Source organism: Kitasatospora sp. NPDC028055 (genome assembly GCF_040637885.1).
Taxonomy (GTDB): Bacteria; Actinomycetota; Actinomycetes; order Streptomycetales; family Streptomycetaceae; genus Kitasatospora.
The window spans coordinates 19,859-37,521 of the sequence record NZ_JBEZXE010000029.1; the positions used below are offsets into that span (position 1 = coordinate 19,859).

Annotated in this window: 8 protein-coding genes; 6 read left to right on the plus strand and 2 right to left on the minus strand. The window is 69.3% G+C overall.

Annotation, left to right across the window (positions count from 1 at the left end; all coding sequences use genetic code 11):
• The first annotated feature begins 1,276 nt into the window (after window positions 1-1,276).
• A complete protein-coding gene (locus tag AB0F71_RS25395; protein WP_360238371.1) occupies window positions 1,277-1,633 on the plus strand; it encodes a hypothetical protein in 357 nt (118 codons plus the stop codon).
• Window positions 1,630-6,639, plus strand: a complete 5,010-nt coding sequence (locus AB0F71_RS25400; RefSeq protein WP_360238373.1) for a hypothetical protein — start codon at window positions 1,630-1,632, stop codon at window positions 6,637-6,639. The genes AB0F71_RS25395 and AB0F71_RS25400 overlap by 4 nt, the downstream gene beginning before the upstream one ends.
• Before the next feature lie 207 nt (window positions 6,640-6,846).
• Here AB0F71_RS25400 and AB0F71_RS25405 read toward each other — a convergent pair whose 3' ends face one another.
• Window positions 6,847-6,999 (minus strand): hypothetical protein, encoded by a 153-nt coding sequence (locus AB0F71_RS25405; RefSeq protein WP_360238375.1) that lies wholly within the window; start codon window positions 6,997-6,999, stop codon window positions 6,847-6,849.
• 219 nt (window positions 7,000-7,218) lie between these two features.
• Here AB0F71_RS25405 and AB0F71_RS25410 point away from each other — a divergent pair, with 219 nt between their 5' ends.
• From AB0F71_RS25410 to AB0F71_RS25420, 3 genes are all read left to right on the plus strand, one after another.
• Entirely contained in the window at window positions 7,219-8,364 is a 1,146-nt protein-coding gene (locus AB0F71_RS25410; RefSeq protein WP_360238377.1) for a hypothetical protein, read from the plus strand.
• 156 nt (window positions 8,365-8,520) lie between these two features.
• On the plus strand, window positions 8,521-9,975 hold the full coding sequence (locus AB0F71_RS25415) for a site-specific integrase (protein ID WP_360238379.1): 1,455 nt from the start codon (window positions 8,521-8,523) through the stop codon (window positions 9,973-9,975).
• Between the two features lie 648 nt (window positions 9,976-10,623).
• Complete coding sequence (locus AB0F71_RS25420) at window positions 10,624-11,745, plus strand: tyrosine-type recombinase/integrase (RefSeq protein ID WP_360238381.1); 1,122 nt, start codon at window positions 10,624-10,626, stop codon at window positions 11,743-11,745.
• Window positions 11,746-11,884: 139 nt separating this feature from the next.
• Here the strand turns inward: AB0F71_RS25420 and AB0F71_RS25425 are convergent, their stop codons facing one another.
• Window positions 11,885-12,211: a hypothetical protein gene (locus AB0F71_RS25425; protein ID WP_360238383.1), complete on the minus strand. Its 327-nt coding sequence runs from the start codon at window positions 12,209-12,211 to the stop codon at window positions 11,885-11,887.
• 327 nt (window positions 12,212-12,538) lie between these two features.
• Here AB0F71_RS25425 and AB0F71_RS25430 point away from each other — a divergent pair, with 327 nt between their 5' ends.
• Window positions 12,539-17,143, plus strand: a complete 4,605-nt coding sequence (locus AB0F71_RS25430; protein ID WP_360238385.1) for an ATP-binding protein — start codon at window positions 12,539-12,541, stop codon at window positions 17,141-17,143.
• The last annotated feature ends 520 nt before the right edge of the window (window positions 17,144-17,663 follow it).

Genomic DNA, 17,663 nt, shown 5'->3' on the forward strand with positions numbered 1-17,663 from the left:
TACGCAGGATGAGCAGCAGGGCGAGGGTATAGACGCCTGGGTTGCGGAGCAGTTGGCGGCCTCTCCCGAGTGGACGCCCGAGCGGTACGCCAGGATTCGCCAGCTTCTGGAGGGTGGCACGACCGCCGTCGGCGAGTAAGGCACAAGGCCGGAGCCTGGGGCCCACGGCGGCGGTCGTGGGTGCGGGGACCGATCAGTCCCCGCACCCAGCACCGCGCAGCTCGGTGATCGCCGGTCCGCGCCACCGGTGCCCCATCGGCTGATCACACCAACTTGTCATCGCGCCGCAACGCCCACTCTCAGTAGAGGGTGAGTTGTGGCCCTGGGGCACTTTCCGGTTGGGCTGGGGCGAAGAAGACTTGCTAGTTGACCTGGGATGTTTCGGGGAGTGGCGGCGTGGACACGTATAACGAGCGGTTGGGCAGGATTATGGGGGCCTGGGTCGAGGACCGGTTGGCTGCCCCGCCTGAGAGGGTGCCCGAGCAGCGTGTCAGCATTCGTCCGGATCAGGAGGGTGACGTTCATTCCGGGCTGACACACAGCCGGGTCGTACCCACGTGTCCGGCTCGTAGTGGCCAGGCCTTTTCCGGCCCCTAGCCCAGGAGTTCGAGCGGCGCCTGACGGCTCTCCAGGAGGCCGGCGACGTCCCCGACCCGGGCTGCGCCCGCCGGTCGTGACCGGCGGGCGACGGTAGGTCGCCGGCCGCCCGGCCGCCCGTGCGGTCGGGAGATGGCGATGGCGGCGACGCCCTGCAGCACCTTTCCGCTGTCGCGGGCGGCGGCGAGGCGGGGGTGGGCGGTGTGGGTGTGGAGTCGGCGGGTGACTACCTCTCTCCCACCTATCCGCCGACACTGTCCAGGACTACGGTGACGACCACGAAGCTGGTCGCTCGTACGGAATAGAACCCGTCGCACCACTCGATGGGCAGTGCGGGGTACTGCGGGGAGTGTTCATGGGCCGCCCCATGTCCAAATCGAGCAAGTTGGAGCGTCGTGGTCCGCGACCAGGGCGGCGCAAGCAGATGGGGGTCTGTGAGGAGCAACCGCCGAGACGATCACCGAGCACCAGCCGCTGACGAATCGAGGTTGGAACCGCCCGCAACCATCTCGTCACCGCACACGGCGCTGACCTCATCGGCCGGATAGGCCATGCCGCGCTGGCCCACCTGATGCCAGATACCGAGGATGGGCAAGCGACGATCTCTGCCATCGAATTGCCGCTACAGTGAAGCTCTTTGATGCCCGTTGTTCGTCAGATGGTGGCACCAGGGGAGCGCATGGACGTTGTGGTGAAGATCGAGGGCGGCCGGCCAGACGAGCTCGGGAGTCTTGAGAATGCTCTGAAGACCGAGCTAAGGACGTTGGGCATCCGCACAGTCCGTACGGTCGGTGAGGTGGATCAGGGAGCGCTCGGAGCTGTCGAAGTGCTCCAGTTCGTGGGGGAGAACGTCATGCTCCCCGTCCTCCTTCAGTCTCTCTATGACTACGTGACACAGCGGCTGCGGGAGCCAAGGCGCATGAACCTCAAGTTCCAGGCTGTCCGAACGGATCTCCCTGACGGCACGCGCCGCACCGAGCTCACGATGGAGGGAGAGGCGAAGGACGTGGCTGCGGTTCTCAAGGAGCTGCAGTGAACTCAGACGAGGAGAGGATCGACCCCTCCCGCTCCAGCGTCCTCCTGCTTGGCGGAACCAACTACCCGGGGTCTCAGCTAGCGCCCGTTCGCGCGGCCGAGACCAACCTTGAGAGACTCAAGCAGGCGTTTGCCGATCGCGAGCTGTGGGGTGTGCCCCGCAATCGCCTGGACGTGTTCCCCGACATGACACGGGCCGAGATGCTGGACACGATCGGTACGGCCTACATGAAGGCGGCTCCCGGCGGACTGTTCGTCCTCTATTTCGTAGGACACGCGCAGCGTGACCGCAACGGCATGCTGTACCTGGCGCCGTACGACACAGGGAGCCCAATGGCCCCCCAGAACTCCATGGTGTCGGTTGCTGACATCTACAGGACGGTGGCTGATCAGGAGCCAACAGCCGAGCGGAAGCTTCTCATCCTTGACTGCTGCTTCTCCGGCAGTGCCATCGCGGCCACACCCGGGGAGGCGTCGACAGTTGGAAGCGAACGCGGCTGGTACGTCATGGCTGCCTGCGCGGAGAGCAAAACCGCGCTCGGCGATTCCGGCCGGGAGACTACGTTCTTCACCGGTGCCCTACTGAGGGCGTTCGAAGGCGTTGAGGAGGAACGGCCGGGCCTTTCCGCGCAGTGGGTCTTCAACACCGTGAGCAAGATGATCGATGGCTCGCCCGACACAGATGGCACGGAACTCCAACCCCAGCAGTCGGCAGCAACCTGGGCGGGCAAGCCGTGGCTGCGTAACCGCTTGCACGTCCAAGCCCCCGCTGTCCCGCACACCTACCCGTCGATTACCGCTGAGGCCGCCTACCCCCAGCAACCCCTGCCGAACGGCTTTCGGGCCTGGCCTGTTCCCGAGGCCAATTTCACCGGTCGCGCCCAGGAACTGGAGGACGCCCTAGGCCGCTTCGGGCAGCGCACGGTACTCCCTGTACACGGCCCCCGTTATGCTGGCAAGTCCGCGTTCGTTCGCCAACTGCTGGCCGGGCCTGGCGTCAAGGATTCCGCTCCGGCGGAGCAGCCCTGGTTACTGCTGGAGATCACGATCTTCAACGCCAGCGCCGAGTCCCCGGTCCTGGAGGCCCTTGCCTCCGCGCTGGAGGTCCGTCTCCAGGACATCGGCCACGACGCCGAGGCCGATAGCGACCTCCGCCGCGAACTGGTCATTGGCCGGCTCCAAGAACACGCGCGTGGGCGCACCCTGCTCCTTGTCATCGACTGCGGGCGCCTGGGGTACGACTCCCGCCAGATCAGCGGCGAGCTCGACCAACTGCTCGCGCACCCCTACTTCCGCGACACGGCCAACATTGTCATCTCTCGTGTCCGCATCGCCGTCTATGGGGACGACCAACTGAACCTCCAGGTCCCCGTCCGACTAGAGGAGCTCCAGCCACAGGAGGCCGCCGAGCTCCTTACTGCCCTCATGGCCCACGAACGCGTGACGGTCGACGGCACCGACGTTCTGAGCCGCATCGACGATCGCCGGATGAGGCTCCCGGGTGTACTGAACCACAGCGCGAAGGGCTATCTCAGCGCCGACGACCGTGGCGCGACCACGCCCGACCCGGCGACCGTGGCTACCGCCCTGCTGGAGGGAACCGCCCCCAGCGTGGCCAAGACCTTGCTGGAGCTCGATTGCCGCTTTACCACCGGGACCGGCACACCGCACAGCCCGGAACCGCTCGCGGTCCTTGCCGTGTGGGCCCTATCCGACCAGCTGCCTCTGCCCCGGAACGTCCTGGAGGACCCTTCCGTCGGATTTCCTCGCCGCACGTTAGCGCTGCTGGAGGACGCACGCGTCCTCTCCTCCACTGGCTCGGGACATTTCACGTTGGGGCAGGCTAGTGAGCAGGCGCTGCGTTCCCTGCTCGTTGCCGCACTAACGCGTGGCGAGGCCGTGGAGAGCCCGCTCGCTGAACCCATCCTGGACCCCGCGCTCCTGGACAAGCTCTTTCCGCCTGAGCTGGACGCCGCTGCACTAGACCGGCGCCTCGCCGTGACCGCAAGCCCGCTGCTCGTCGCTGCTGCCGGGGCGCTGGACGTCAACGACGATAAGGTCGGCAACGTCTACCAGATGAGGCTCCGCTCCGCTCTCGGGTGGATCGAGGACGAAGGCAACAAGCGGCTCCCGGCGCTGCACGACGTTATCCGTTCCCTCGTCGTGGCACCCGCCGGTGACGCCCCCTATCTGCCAGCGTCGGCGGACGGCATGGAACAGCCAACTGACCATGGCGAGCAGGTCGCCGACGAATCCGCCGCATTCGAGCGCCTGACCAACGTGCAGGCCGATGAGGAGGGCGTCACACCGCTGGCCGCGCTCTACCGCCTCTATCACGCACTGGCATCCCTTACGTTCGCCGCCCGTGCCCAGGGCGCGGCTGCGGAGATGGGCGCACGGTTCGTCGCCGCCGCTCAGGAGTTCTCCGCGGCACTCGCCGCCTGTGAACCTGAGCAGGTCCCCCACACTCTGCTGCGCTCTGCAGATGCTTCACTGGCGCTCACAGGTAAGCGCCTGCGGCTTGGAGCGCGTCTTCTTGACGTCCGGCTATCCGCCGTCGACGTGCTGCTCCTCGGAGCCCGCCAGCGCGGTCCGGGACAGGCTGGCCGCATCACCCTGGCTGTTTCCTGGCTGGTCAACACGGCCGATGCACTGATCGACGCCGATCGGCTCGGCGATGCCCGGGAACTCGTCGAGAAGTCCGAACTGGTAGCCGAGGAGCTTCCGCAGGATGATGCGCCACGCAGCGTCTACTCGCGGCTTCAGCTCAGCAGCCGCATCGCTCGGGTGCGCAGCCGCATCCTTACGGACCCCGCGCAGAGCCGCCGCGAACTGGTGGACGCGGTACGGAACGTCGTCGACGGCCTGGAACTCGCGCATGAGCAAGGCGAGCCTCTATCGCTCTGGTCTATGCGTCTCTTCGTGCTCGCCATCCTGCTCCTTCAGCAGAGCGCCACCGACGAGGAGCTGGTAGAGACCCGCGGCCTCGTTATGAACACGCTGGAACGCTGCTGGGGCGACAGACGCTCGTGGCCGGCGAGCATCTGCATCTCCGCGGCGCGCTTTCTTCGGAAGGTTCACGCACGGTGCACTGATCCCGCCCTGAAGCAGAGCGGGGCCCAAGAGGCAGTGGAGCTGCTGGAACACCTTCCTGCCGTAAGGCATGGCCAAGCCCTGGAGATGGCCGGAGATGCCCCCCAGCCCCCCTCCGGGCCTGGAGACCGCATCCCTTCACTGAACGATGGGGATGCAGCCAACGTTCTGAGCTCCCTTGCGCAGGCGAACGGATTTCTCGCCCGCGCCCTCCGGGATAACCAGCGCTTCGGCGCAGCAGGCGCCCGGCTGGCGAAAGCCGAAGAATGTGCTCGCGTCGCGGTGGAGCTCGCTCCGACTGCCTTCTCATACTCGGTCTGGCTCAGGCAGATCCTTGACATCCGGCGGGCCGCTCCCCGCGCCGGGACAGCGGGCGAGGAGACGGAGAAGAACCGGCGGGTCTGCGTAAGGGCGGTCCGCAATTGGTTGGCGAAAAGGAGCGTTCACTCGCATGCCCACGCTCTGCTTGACCTTACCTGCCTTGACTCCGACTGGTTCGAGGAAGGCAGTCTGCGCGGTGCTGCCCAGAGGTCCGGGGAGGACTTCCTGCGGCTGCACCCCGTCGTACAGCGACGCCGTATTGAGGCGGTCTACCGCGAACGCCAGCAGAAGCTGAAGGCACACCGTCACCGCTACGGCCCTTCAGTCGAACTGTGCTCCCTGGAAACCCGGTTGGAGCGCGAGTACTGCCGCTGGACAAGCGTCCTCGACTTCAAGGTGGCAAAGGACGAAAAGAAGAAGAGCATCGGCCCCGGCCCTGCCACCAGGGCACCTCAGGTCGACAACACCCCGCTCTTCACGATCTTCCGCGAGGCCGCGGTCCTCTGGCCGGGCGACGCTCGGCTGATCGCCGCCGAGGCCAGCTTCCGCCGTTACATCTGGAACTACAGCGAGGCCATCACTCTTTACGAGCACCTCGCTCGCACCGCGCCGAACGGCGAGATCCGACGCGTCGCTCGGCTGTCCGCCGCAGAGGCGATGCTCGCCGACGTGGAATACGCCACCCCCGATCACCGGCCCGACTGGCACGCCCGACTTATCGGCGCACGGGACCACCTGGACGCCGTTCTAAGCCGCAACAGTGATGTCGGAATGGCCGTGGTTCTCCGTGAACGGGTTGCCCTCCGACTGGGCGAGCCGGTGAACTGGGAGCCTATCGACGCCGCCTTCGAGACCGTCGTTGGCGGCGACTACGCGGGCACGGTTGGGCGCTTTTTGGACCGCCGCCATTACGGGCAAGACCGTAGTCGCGACCGTGTCGGTGACAGGGTGCGCATCACGACGAAGGGTGGTGATGAACAATGGGAACAGAGCCAGCTCAAGGAGCTGCTTGGTGAGTTCATCGGCGATCACGCTGACCACAAGGGCACCCCTACCGCCTCAAGCGGCACGCATGACCCGCTGCCGCAGTCCAACACCCTGGACACCTTCGAACGTGACGAGGACATGTCGGAGCTTCTGGGTGAACTGCTGCTTACGGACTTCACCAGTGCGCAGCTGATGGGCGGGCTCGGAAAGCTCTATCTGGATCGGGCCGTCGACCTGGCAGCCCGCCACGAGACGCTCAACGGGTCCGAACCGGCACCAGACTCCGAAACCGCAATAGACGCCGCAGGTTACGCTCGACGGGCTTACGACTGCTTCGACGCCTGTCGCGTCCTGCAGGAGGCGCACGGCGCCGAGTCCATCGTGACGAAGTTCGAACGCGGGCGCGCCATCACGCTCGCCGCGAAGTTACTGCACAGTCCTGATCCGTTCCCGCGATCGCTGCTTCAAGGGAGGGGACCTCAGATCCGGCAGGCCGTTGGCCTGCTGCTGGCAGCTCGGGAGCACAGTGTCAGCGGGTTCAACCTGGTGTGCTCCCGCGCAGTCGGAGAGAACAACGCGGTGCAGGAGCGCCTCCGAATGAGATAGCCAGGGATTAGCTTTAAGGCGATGGGGCCGGCCTGGCGGACGAGCTCCGCGCCGCCCAAGCACCCGCGGCCCCCTTGGCGACAACCTGACGGACAGTCAGCTGCTGGCCTCAGTGGCACGCCACGTAGCCGATAGCCACCGAGCCAATCTCCGCCGATCAGCCCCCAGGGCCACCTGGGGCCGCGAAGTAACCGATCGACTGGGCTCTCAACATGCTGCGGGAGATGGAGGATGCGCCACCGAGCCCTGGCCCGCCTCCCCGATCCCCAGGATGAGCGAGATCCTCTCCCACTGCTCCGCCGACAACGGTGGCGACGAGGCGAGCTGCTCCTCCACCCAGGCATCGATCAACTCGTCCATGCCATCACCATTCGCACCCATGCAACCACTCCATGGCAGCACGCGGCCTACCCGAGTCGCAGGTGGCGGACTACGTCGGCCTCTACCGGCTGGACCAGTGACCCCTGCGCCCCCTGGGGACACCAGCGTGGCGGCGGACGGCCTCACACCGCATCTGCCGGTACGTCAGAATGTCCCCGCGGCCGGGCGATGTGCCGGCAGAATCGGAGGCAGTGCTTCATGACCCGCTACAGCATCGACCCTGACAGGCGCGAACTCATCGCCACGTGGGGAACCGGTGCGGGCGACCTCGCCACCCGCGTCGCCCCGCTCCCCACCGGACCGGGCATCGCCGTGCTCCTGGACCTGGCCCGCGCCCTGGCCCAGCTGTCGGAAGCCGCCTGGCTCACCTACACCCACCCCGCCAGCGCCGCCGCCTCCATGGAGCCCAACTCCGAGGGCTGGCGCCGCGAGGAGGAACGCAAGCACTTCGCCGAGGTCGCGGACGCCATCGCCAAACCGAACCTTCCCAGCGGCGGCTCGATGGTCGTCTCCTACAGCCCCCTGATCGAATCCGCGAACCGTATCGGCCGCGCCCTCCACGAACTCGACGACTCCGCACTCACCGAGGCCGTGCTCGCCGAGACCGCCACCGAGCTCACCGCCGTCGAGAACGCCGAACTCGGCGACCTCACCGGCCGCACGAAGCAGGCCGTCCTGCTCAGCCGCGAGGACGCCTCCCCTGTCCAGGTCGCCGCCGCCGACCGCCTCCTCAAACAGGACCCCTTCGGCCCGGCCGCACTCTGCTCCGACCTCGACCCAACCGCCGCCGCCGTCGCCGCCGCCGCCCACTGGCTCGCCGCTGCGGCCGACGTCACCGCCGACGCCTCCGGACACGCCCCCGTCCACATCGTCCGGGAGGCCGACAACATCGAAGCCCTCCCCCACGAGACCCCCACCCTCGTCCTCGGCCTCATCGAGGACGGCGCCACCCCGTACGAAGCCGTCACCGGCCTGGTGCGCCACGCCCTGCACATTACCGATGGCCTCCTGCCCGACCCCGATGCCCTGCGCGAGCAGCTCGACGACCTGGAGGAGACCCTCGCCGAGTACAGCGACGACGAAGCCGATCTCGACAACATCACCCTGCGCCTGACCCCGCTCGACCCCAAGCGCCCCGCCCGCGACCTCCTCGAGGACCTCCTCACCGGCATCCACGGCTGCCGGCTCCTCCACAGCGAGTACGACGACCTCGACCACGAGGACGACACCAACGCCGAGGACTGGACCGACGAGCAGGCCGAACAGCACCAGCGGCGAAGCCGCGAGCGCTTCGCCCGGCTCGTCCGCGAAGCAGCAGCCGCCCACCGCGACCGGCTCATCTGACTCGCCCCACGACCTGCGCTGGTCTCCCTTGCCACTGGTCAAGGGAGACCAGCAGGTCAGCAGGCGTTTTTTGAGCACGTGGTCGCACGGTGATCGCCCCGCGAGCGCAGACTGGAACAGAGATCCCGCGCGCTCGACCCTCCCGAGGCGATCACCATGCGCTGCTCACCGAACCCCGACCGAGACCGAGGACGTGTCTACCGGCGCTGCGGCTGCCGCGACGACCACCACCGCCAGCTCGGCACCCGCTGCCCACACCTCGCCACCGACCCCCACCACGGCGCCTGGGCCTTCGCCGTCGACGCCCCCTCCGGCGACGGTCAACGCCGCACCATCCGCCGCGCCGGCTTCCCCGACGAACTCGAGGCCCGCATCGCCCTGCGGCGCCTCAACGAGTCCCTACCAGTCGGCGTGATCACCGACCCGCGCCAGACCCTCGCCGACTACCTCACCGCCTGGCTCGCCGAGAAGGCTCTCCACCTCAAGCCCACCACCATCGCCCGCTACCGCGACTACATCCACCAAGACCTGATCCCGGCCCTCGGCGCCATCTCCCTCGACGACCTCACCCGCCGCCACCTCAGCGCCTTCGTCACCGCCCAGCTCCAGCACGGCCGCGGCAGAGCCACCGTCCACCGGATCATGGCCACCCTCTCCAGCGCCCTCAGCGAAGCCGTCACCGGCGAACGCCTCGCCCGCAACCCCGCCAAGCCCCCGCTGATCTCCAGGCCCGCCGCAGCCGAACGACACCTGTGGACCGAAGAGCAGGCGGCCCGCTTCCTGCGCTTCACCCACGTCACCGACCCGATGTTCGCCGACCTCGCAGAGCTCATGATCGGCACCGGCATGCGCAAAGGCGAAGCCCTCGCCCTGCGCTGGAACGACGTCCACCTGGCCGAGCGGACCCTCTTCGTCCGCGCCACCCTCTCCGCGATCGACAACAACCAGCTCCTGCTCACCTCCCCCAAGACCAAGGGCAGCCGAGCCTGGGTCGCCCTGTCCGACCGCGTCACCAACGCCCTCGAAGACCGCGCCGGCTCACACGCCTTCGGCCAGATCACCCCCGCCGGCGGCTACGTCTTCCACCGCCACGGCCGCCCGCTCCACCCCAAAACGGCCCTCGACCGCTTCCACCTGCTCTGCGACAAGTCCGGCGTCCCCCGCATCGCCCTCCACGACCTGCGCCACCTCGCCGCCAGCTTCGCCATGGCCGCAGGCGTCGCCCTCCCGGTCGTCTCCAAGACGCTACGCCACCGCACCCTGTCGACCACCGCGAACATCTACGCCGAACTCACCCGCCTCGCCGCCCGTGCAGCCGTCGACGCCATCTCCTGGACCCTCAGCACCGCCGACCGCGCGGTTCTCGGCGAGCCCTCCTGCCGCGCCCGACGCCCATGGCACCAGAATCCGCGCCCGCACCACCGCCTGGCTGCCCGTCAGACGCCACAGGAGATCGAAGCGACCACCGTCTGGCCGATGTGGCCCGGCGACCACACTGCGACCACCAGTCGACGGGACATCAAAAAGGCCGCTCCCGCCAGAAGCGGAAACGGCCTACGACCTGCAATTATGCAAGTCGGGACGACAGGATTTGAACCTGCGACCCCTTGACCCCCAGCAAGGGGTTCAACTATTGTCGACAGCCGAGGCCTTGAGGCCTCGGCTTTTTTGTTGTCCAACTGCCCTGCTCGCATGGGAAGTTGATGGAAAAGAACATTGATGGCGAGCCGTCTACCTGACAGTTGCTCAGCCGTTACAATGTGCAGGAATGTCCATATGTGCCTACCGGCGCTCACTGGCGCTCAGGGGGCGTGGTCCCAAAATGGTCCCCAGGTTCCGAGCCGTCTCCTGTCACCGCGAGTAACGGCAATCTGGCGGTCCCTCAGAGACGGCCGTCGTTTGGGCGCGTTATCCCAGTGCGTGGCGCCGCTTGGCGGCCCCGGTTCCTCGGGCGGATCAAGGTCGACTACCCACCGGCTACGCATCGTGACCTTCCGGGCGGTGTGTCGCCTTGAGCGTGTCCTCCCCGACTGGTTCTGACGTGCCTCGCGCACTGTCCCGCGCGCTCTGCCGACACCGGGTCGGGCAGCGACCTTGGACTCAAGCTCACCGAGTTCAAGAGGAGAAGCCATGGGACAGCGCGCGCAGCGTGGCCGGGTGTACCGGCGGTGTGGTTGTTCGGACGGGAACCGCAAGCAGCTGGGTCCGTGGTGTCCGCGGCTGGCCGGGGATCCCAGGCATGGGACGTGGACGTACGCGGTGGACCTCGCGAAGGACGAGGGTCGGCGGCGCGTACGACGGCGGGGTGGGTTCGCGAGCCAGGCGGAGGCGTTGCGGGAGATGTGGGCGGTGTTGGACGGTGAGCTGCGCGGCGTGTACGAGAGCCGGCGGACCACGGTGGCGAGCTACCTGCGCGATTGGCTGGTCACGAGGAAGACGCATCTGTCGCCGAACACCTACGCCGGCTACGTAGCGTGTGTCGAGCGCGACCTGATCCCGGCATTCGGCCACCTCCGCCTGCTCGACCTTCGCCCCCATCACGTCGACGAGTGGATCGCCGCCCAGCTGGAGGCCGGGCTCGGCCGCGTCACCGCCTACAAGGCCGCGTCCACCCTGCGCAACGCCCTGAACGCCGCTGTCCGCTCGTGGCGGCTGCGCTACAACCCGGCCAAACACTCCGTCCCGCCCAAGCCCCGAGCGGAGGAGCGCACCTGCTGGAGCCACGAGCAGGCCGCCATGTTCCTGCACCGCAACGCCGAGCAGTACGCCGACCAGCTCACCGACCTGTTCGAGGTCATCCTGGGCACCGGTATGCGCCGCGGCGAAGTCCTTGCCCTGCACTGGGAGGACGTCCACCTCATGGACCGCCAGCTCTTCGTCCGCTGGACGCTCGCCGCCGTCAACAACAACGGCCTCGCTTTCGGCCGGCCCAAGACCGAAGCCAGCCGAGCCTGGATCAGCCTCTCCCCCAGAGTCATGACAGCCCTCCACCGCCAGGCCGCGATCCAGATGGCCGCCCACCCGGACGGCCTTCTCGAAGGCCTCGTCTTCTCCCGCCCCAGCGGTGCACCGCTTCGACCGCAGTGGGTCCTCGACCAGCTCCGCAAGCGCACCGCCGAACTCGACCTGCCCAAGATCGGGCTGCACGACCTGCGCCACACCGCCGCCAGCATCATGATCGCCGAAGGCATCCCGCTCGCCATCGTCTCCAAAATCCTGCGCCACGCCACCCTCGCCACCACCATCAACCTCTACGGCCACCTCTTCAAAGACTCCGCCGACCAAGCCGTCAGGGCCCTCGCCCGAGCACTCGACCGCGCCCAGCCGGAACGCCCCCGCGTCCGCCCCGGCGGCGATGACGGGATGCCCCTCGCGGCGTAGCGGGTTGATGGGGCGGGAGAGCGTCTCCGGCCCCAGCAGGGCTGACGATTGACGGGCCTCTTGCATGCTCAGGCAGCAGGGGGCCGCCGGGTTCTGGGAGCGAGGGGCGCCAGCAGGCTGCGGCAGTCACGGCATCGGGTCAGCGCAGTCCGGGTGCTGCGGTTCCGCTTCCGTCGTGCATGCGGATGGGAAGCTCGTTCCAGTTCTGCAGGGTGCCTTGGAGCAGGTTGTCGAGCTGGGATTTGCCTTCGTTCACGAGGAGATCCCGTAGGCACGCGCTATCTCGCGTGGTGCTTCCGTCGGTGCAGCAGATGAAGATACCGGCGGTTTGGAGGCCCCGGGCGGCGACGGCGATCTCGTGCCCGAATGGCAGCGGTACCCGGCTGGCGAGTTCCTCCACGAAGACCTGCTCGATCCGGGGCCTGCCAAGGGCTACCCAGAGGTGGCCGATGAAGCCGCCGAACAAGTTGTGTAGCGGAGAGGGCAGTGGCGCGTTGGGTGCCTCCCGACCCCGGATGCTTGACCCGCTGGGGCAGCTGCGTCACGACCCGACACGCGCCGTAGCAGCCGGCACTGACAGCTGCGACCTGCCGGGGTGTCCTTCCGGCCCGTCTCCCCGCCCGCTTCCCGACGGGGTCGGGTGGGGGGCGACTGCGGGGTGACGGTTGGTCAGGCCGTCTACGAGGGAACGGCCGTCCTCCCGGATTCGACGGGATTCCGCCGGTCGTGGTCGTCTGGTCTCCACCGGGGGGCCAGGATCTGTACCGGTAGGGGCATAGGGAAGGGGAGGCGTGTGGACGCCAACGATGCACTCGCGACGGCGGTGGGGGTACTCCTCACCGATCCGAGGCGGGATCCAGGGTTCGAGGTCCGGGACGCCGAACAGGCGGCCAGGGCGGTGGCCCTGCTCGACGAGGGGCTGCGCAACGGGCTCGGGGTGTTCCGGTTGATGGCCGAGGGCGGGCAGCAGGGGGCCGAGACGCTCTCCTCGGACGGCCTGCAGATCCTGTCCGAGATGGTGCAGAACGCCGACGACACCGGAGCGCGGGAGATCCGCTTCGTCTGGCGGCCGTCCGAACTGCTGATCGCACACGACGGCCACGGTGTGCGGCTGGCGGACCTCTTGCTCCTGGGGATGCCCTGGCTGAGCGGCAAGACCCGCGATGCCGAGGCGACCGGACGCTTCGGCATCGGGCTGGCGACGCTGCGCGCGTTGTCCAGGTCCTGGGAGGTGCACTGCCACCCGTTCCACGTCCGCTTCACCGACCTCGAACTCGCAGTGGCGGAGCCGCTCGAGCTGCCGGCCGAGATCGCCGACGAGCGGTGGACGGTGTTCAGGATTCCCCTGGTGGACGACGTCCTCCCGGCGGCCGGACTAGTCCGGTGGTTCGAGGGCTGGAGCGACGGTTCACTGCTCTTCCTCCGTCACCTGGAGCGGATCACCGTAGCGGCGGACGGTGCCGAGGCCGACGGCGGACAGTCGGGCACGGTGCTCCGCCTGTCCTGGCGCGAGATCGGGCGCAAGCGGCTCGTGGTCGGCGGCGCCGGAGCGGAGGTCGGCGTCCGGGAGGCCGTGACGACCGACGGTTCGGTGTGGCGGGTCTACGACACCCGGGTCGACTCGCCCGCCGGGGCAGCTCGCCGGAACAAGGCCTCTGGAGAGACCATGCCGCTCGCCGTGGCACTCCCGCTCCGCCCTGGGACGGAGGGCAGCGTGCACGCGGGCCTGCCGGTCGCGTCGCTGGACGTCGCGGCGCGGGTGCACGCCCAGTTCGACCCCGTCGCCAACCGGGAGGGATTCGCCGCCAGCCGGCTGAACGACGCCCTGGTCCCGCTGGTCGCCGACCTCTGGGAGGCGGCGGTGCTCGACGTCCTCGGCGAGGCGGCACCCTCGGCCTGGCACCTGATCCCGCTGCCCCCGCAGCCCGGGGACCTCGCACCGGCGGGACTCCCGCACACCCTGCGGGCCGAACTGCTGGATCGCGCTCGCGGTACCGTGGCCGGGGCACTCGTCCTGCCGCTCGAGACCGGGGAGTCCGTGCCGCTTACCGACCTGGCAGTGGAGGCCGCCGTCCTGTCGGGGGTGCTCGACTCGGCGGACGTCGCCAGACTCGGCGGGCTGCCGCACCCGTACCCGGCCACCGCCCGTGACGGAGAAGGACGTTGGCGGCGGGTACTCGCCGACTGGCGGTCCCACGGCGGGGCCACCCTGGGTGAGGAGGTGGACATCGCCCAGGCGGTCGGCCTGCTGAGCCGGCCGGAGTACGAGGTGGGGCGCACCATCCGACTGTCGGCGGTGGCGATCGACGCCGGCTTGGGCCGGCTGATCGCCAGCGAGCCGTGCATCGTCACCGCCGACGGCCGCCGCCTGGCGCCGCAGAGCCACGCGCACGCGTTCGCGGCGTCCGAGGGCAGCGGTCCGCTGGACGTGCTGGGCATCGTGGCAGACCTCCACCCGGCGTACTGGGCGGAGGACCGGTGGGCCCGGTCAGTGGTCGGCTGGCTCAGGCAGTGTGGCGCTCTGCTGCGGCGGGACGACACCCGGGCGGTACTGCGCCGGGTCGCCGAGCTGGGCGACGCCGGGGCCCGGCTGCAGGGCGATGACGACCGGATGTTCGAGCAACTGGTCGCGCTGCAGAAGGCGTTGGGGGAGGTTTCGAAGAAGGACCAGGAGGCGTTCGGTCGACGGATCGGGCGGGCGGTGGTGCTGAACTGCTTCGGCTACGGTCCGGACGGGAAGGAGAAGCACAGCCAGAAGCCCCCCGGTGAGGTGTACCTCTCCAAGCCCCTGGAGACCACGGAGGGAGACCGGTTCGCCGTCGCCGCCGGGAAGACGCCGGGTCTCTGCTGGGCGGACCGCTCCTACGCGCGCTCACTGGTGCCGTCCACCCGGAACAACGGACTCGGCCCAGGAGGCTTCCTGCGCCTGCTGGGGGTGGCCGACGTGCCGCGTTTGGTACCGGTGGTCGAGGTGCTGTCCCGGCCCGGGCGCCACACCAAGGAGTACTGGGGGGACCAACGGGTGGGCCTCGCCCGTGAGTTCGCCTCCTCGCTGGAGGGCCGCCAGACGGACCTGCGGAAGCTGGCAGCCACCCACACCCTGGACGACCAGGTCAGCCCCGTCCTCCGGCTCGTTGTCCAGCACATCGTCGCCGAGCCGGACCCGCACGAGCGCCTGCGCCGTACTGCTGCTCTGCTGGCGACCCTGGGCAAACCCGGCATGCTCACCTCGCCCGACCACGCCCGGGTCAAGGCGGCGTGGGCTTACCACAAGTGGGAGGTGCGGGGCAGCACACCGGCGCTCTGGGTCTGGCAGCTGCGGAAGACGGCCTGGCTGGAGGACGCGCGGGGGCGCCTGCGCACCCCTGCCGAACTGCGGTTGCGGACAAGGGACTCGGAGGCTCTCTACGGCCACGACGACCCTGACTACCTGCACCCCGAGATCCAGCGTCTGACGACCTCCTGGAGGGAGGTGCTGGCTGCGCTCGGCGTGGCCGCCGACCCCGACGTGCCCGAGCTGATCGCGCGACTGCGAGAGCTGCGGCGCCGGCCGGCGAACGGGCCTGAGGGAGAGGCCCTGGAGGCCGAAGTCCTGCTCGTCTACCGGGCGTTGGCCGGGCGGTTGGCGGACGGGCCGGCCGATCCGGCCCGGACGGCAGCAGAGAAGGAGATCAGGACCGCGTTCCTCGACCGGGTGGACCTGGTGCTGACCGACCGGGGCTGGCAGCGGCCGGCTGCCTGTCTGCGGGGAAGGTCGGTGCTCCGGGGATTCCGGCCCTACGTCCTCGCCGGGCCCGAGCTCACCCCGCTGTGGACCGCACTCGGCATCCGGGAGCCGGGTGCCGATGACCTGGTGGACGTGCTCCGGGAGATCGCCGAGGACGACGCCCGGCCCACCGGGGCACGGCAGCAGGTGATGCTGGAGGCGCTGCGCTCCCTGTCTGGCCTGGTCGGCGGCACCGGCTCGACGGTGCCGATCGCGCTGCGCAACAGGCTGCGGGCGCTGCCGCTGTGGACCGGCGCCGGGTGGACGAGGAAGCGCCCGGTCCACGCGGTGGACCACCCGGGCATCGCGCGCGCCCTCGCCGACCGGGTCCCAATTTGGCAACCAGGCGGTCAGGTAAGCCAGTTCACCGCCCTGCTGGGCCTGCTCAAGGTCACCCGGCTGGAAGCGGCCGGGGCGCAGGTCCTCGACCCGGACGGCGCGGTGCCCGATCCGGAGCTCACCCACGCATACCGACGGGCGGTCGCGGGGCTGCAGGACATCCTGGTGCGGGACGAGCCGGCCGCGGCGGACGCCTTCACCGGCTGGGGCTGCCTGCCCGAGCTGGAGGTGCGGATCCTGCCGGGGCTCCGCATCCGGCTCGACCTCGACGGCGGCGGGGAGGCCTTCGAGGTACCGGTCGAGGCGCAGATCGACCTGGAGGCCAAGGCACTGTTCGTGGCGAACCGTGAGGCACTGCGGACCACGCACGGCGGCGGCACGGCCGTGGCGAGCCTCTTCGACGGCGAGCGGACCCGGGTCGGTCACCGCTGGCGGGACTTCTGGGAGGCGGAGCTCCTCGACCGACCGCCGGGCGCGGAGCCGCTGGTGTCCGCGCGTCAGCAGGACCACGAGCAGGAGCAGCGGCTGCGCGAACTGCTGGCGCACCGCGAACGGCAGCTCCCTGCATCGCCGTCGGTGCCCGCGACGGCACGCCGGGCACCGGCCCCCGCGCTGCCGAGGCCCAGGAACGGTGCCGCCCCGGTGCCGCCCCCTGTGCCGCCGGCACCTGTGCCGGTCCCGGTTCCGGTCCCCGCACCGGCGCCGCCGACCGGCTCCCGCGAGCTTTACACCGCGGCCGAGTTGGCCCGCCGCCGGCAGGAGGCCCGGCCTGCACCCTCGGAGGGCGCCCTCCGGCCCGGCGGTGGTGCGACACAGCGGCGACGGGCGGCCTCGCTGCCGAAACCCCGACCCGGGGCGGGCGCGCCCCAGGAGCGGTCCGGACCGCTCGGCTACGCCGACCGGGACAAGGAGAAGCTCGTCATCGAGCTGCTCGGCGAGGCCCTGTGCCAGGACGGGATCACCCTCGACGACCAGCGCGGCGTCCAGGGGTTCGGCGCAGACGCCATCGACTCGACCGGGCACTACTACGAGATCAAGACCCACGGCGGGGCATTGCCGGCCGAAGTCTCGCTCACCAAGCAGGAGTTCGTCCGGGCGCTGACCGAGGGGGACAACCTCTCCCTGGTCCTCGCCTCCCACCTGGAACGAGGGAAGGGAGACCCGACGCTGCGCATCGTGCGGGACCCGGTGCGCCACTTCGAGGTAGAGCCGGTCGCGGAGATCCGGCTCAAGGTGACACAGGAGGTCGCGGAGGGCGAACGCGTGCTGCGGTATCCCGACGGAGGGGCCTGAGTGGGGCGCAGCAGCAAGGGGACGCGGCGGGCCAGCAGTGCCCGGACTGCGCCACCCTATCAATCAAGTCGGTTACACTGAGAGATACTTGGCGATCCGTCAGTTGCGTGGCGAAGATGTGCGGTCATCGGTCCGTCAGGTGCCCGGCCGCCCCGGCGATCGGTCGTCATCGCCCGTGCCCGAGAGGTTTCCCGCCATGCGCAGGCCGCTGGCCCAGGTGCTCACCGCCGCCCTCCTGTTCGTCGGCTCGCTGTCCGCCACGGGCGCTGTGGGCGCCGTCGGGGCCGACTCCGGCGTCCGCCCTGCCCCGCCGGTGGGGCAGTGCCTGAGCTCCCGCTACCTCTGCGTCGCCACCAAAATCACCGGCGCCCTGCCGGGTGCCGCGGTCGCGGCCCTTGACCCCCAGGGCAGCCGAGGCCTCAAAGCCTCGGCTGTTTTATTTCTCAACTATCCTGGGACACAAGTGAGTTGTGACCTCTCGGCGGAAGCGGCGGCACAGAGAGCTGACAGTTGCTCAGTG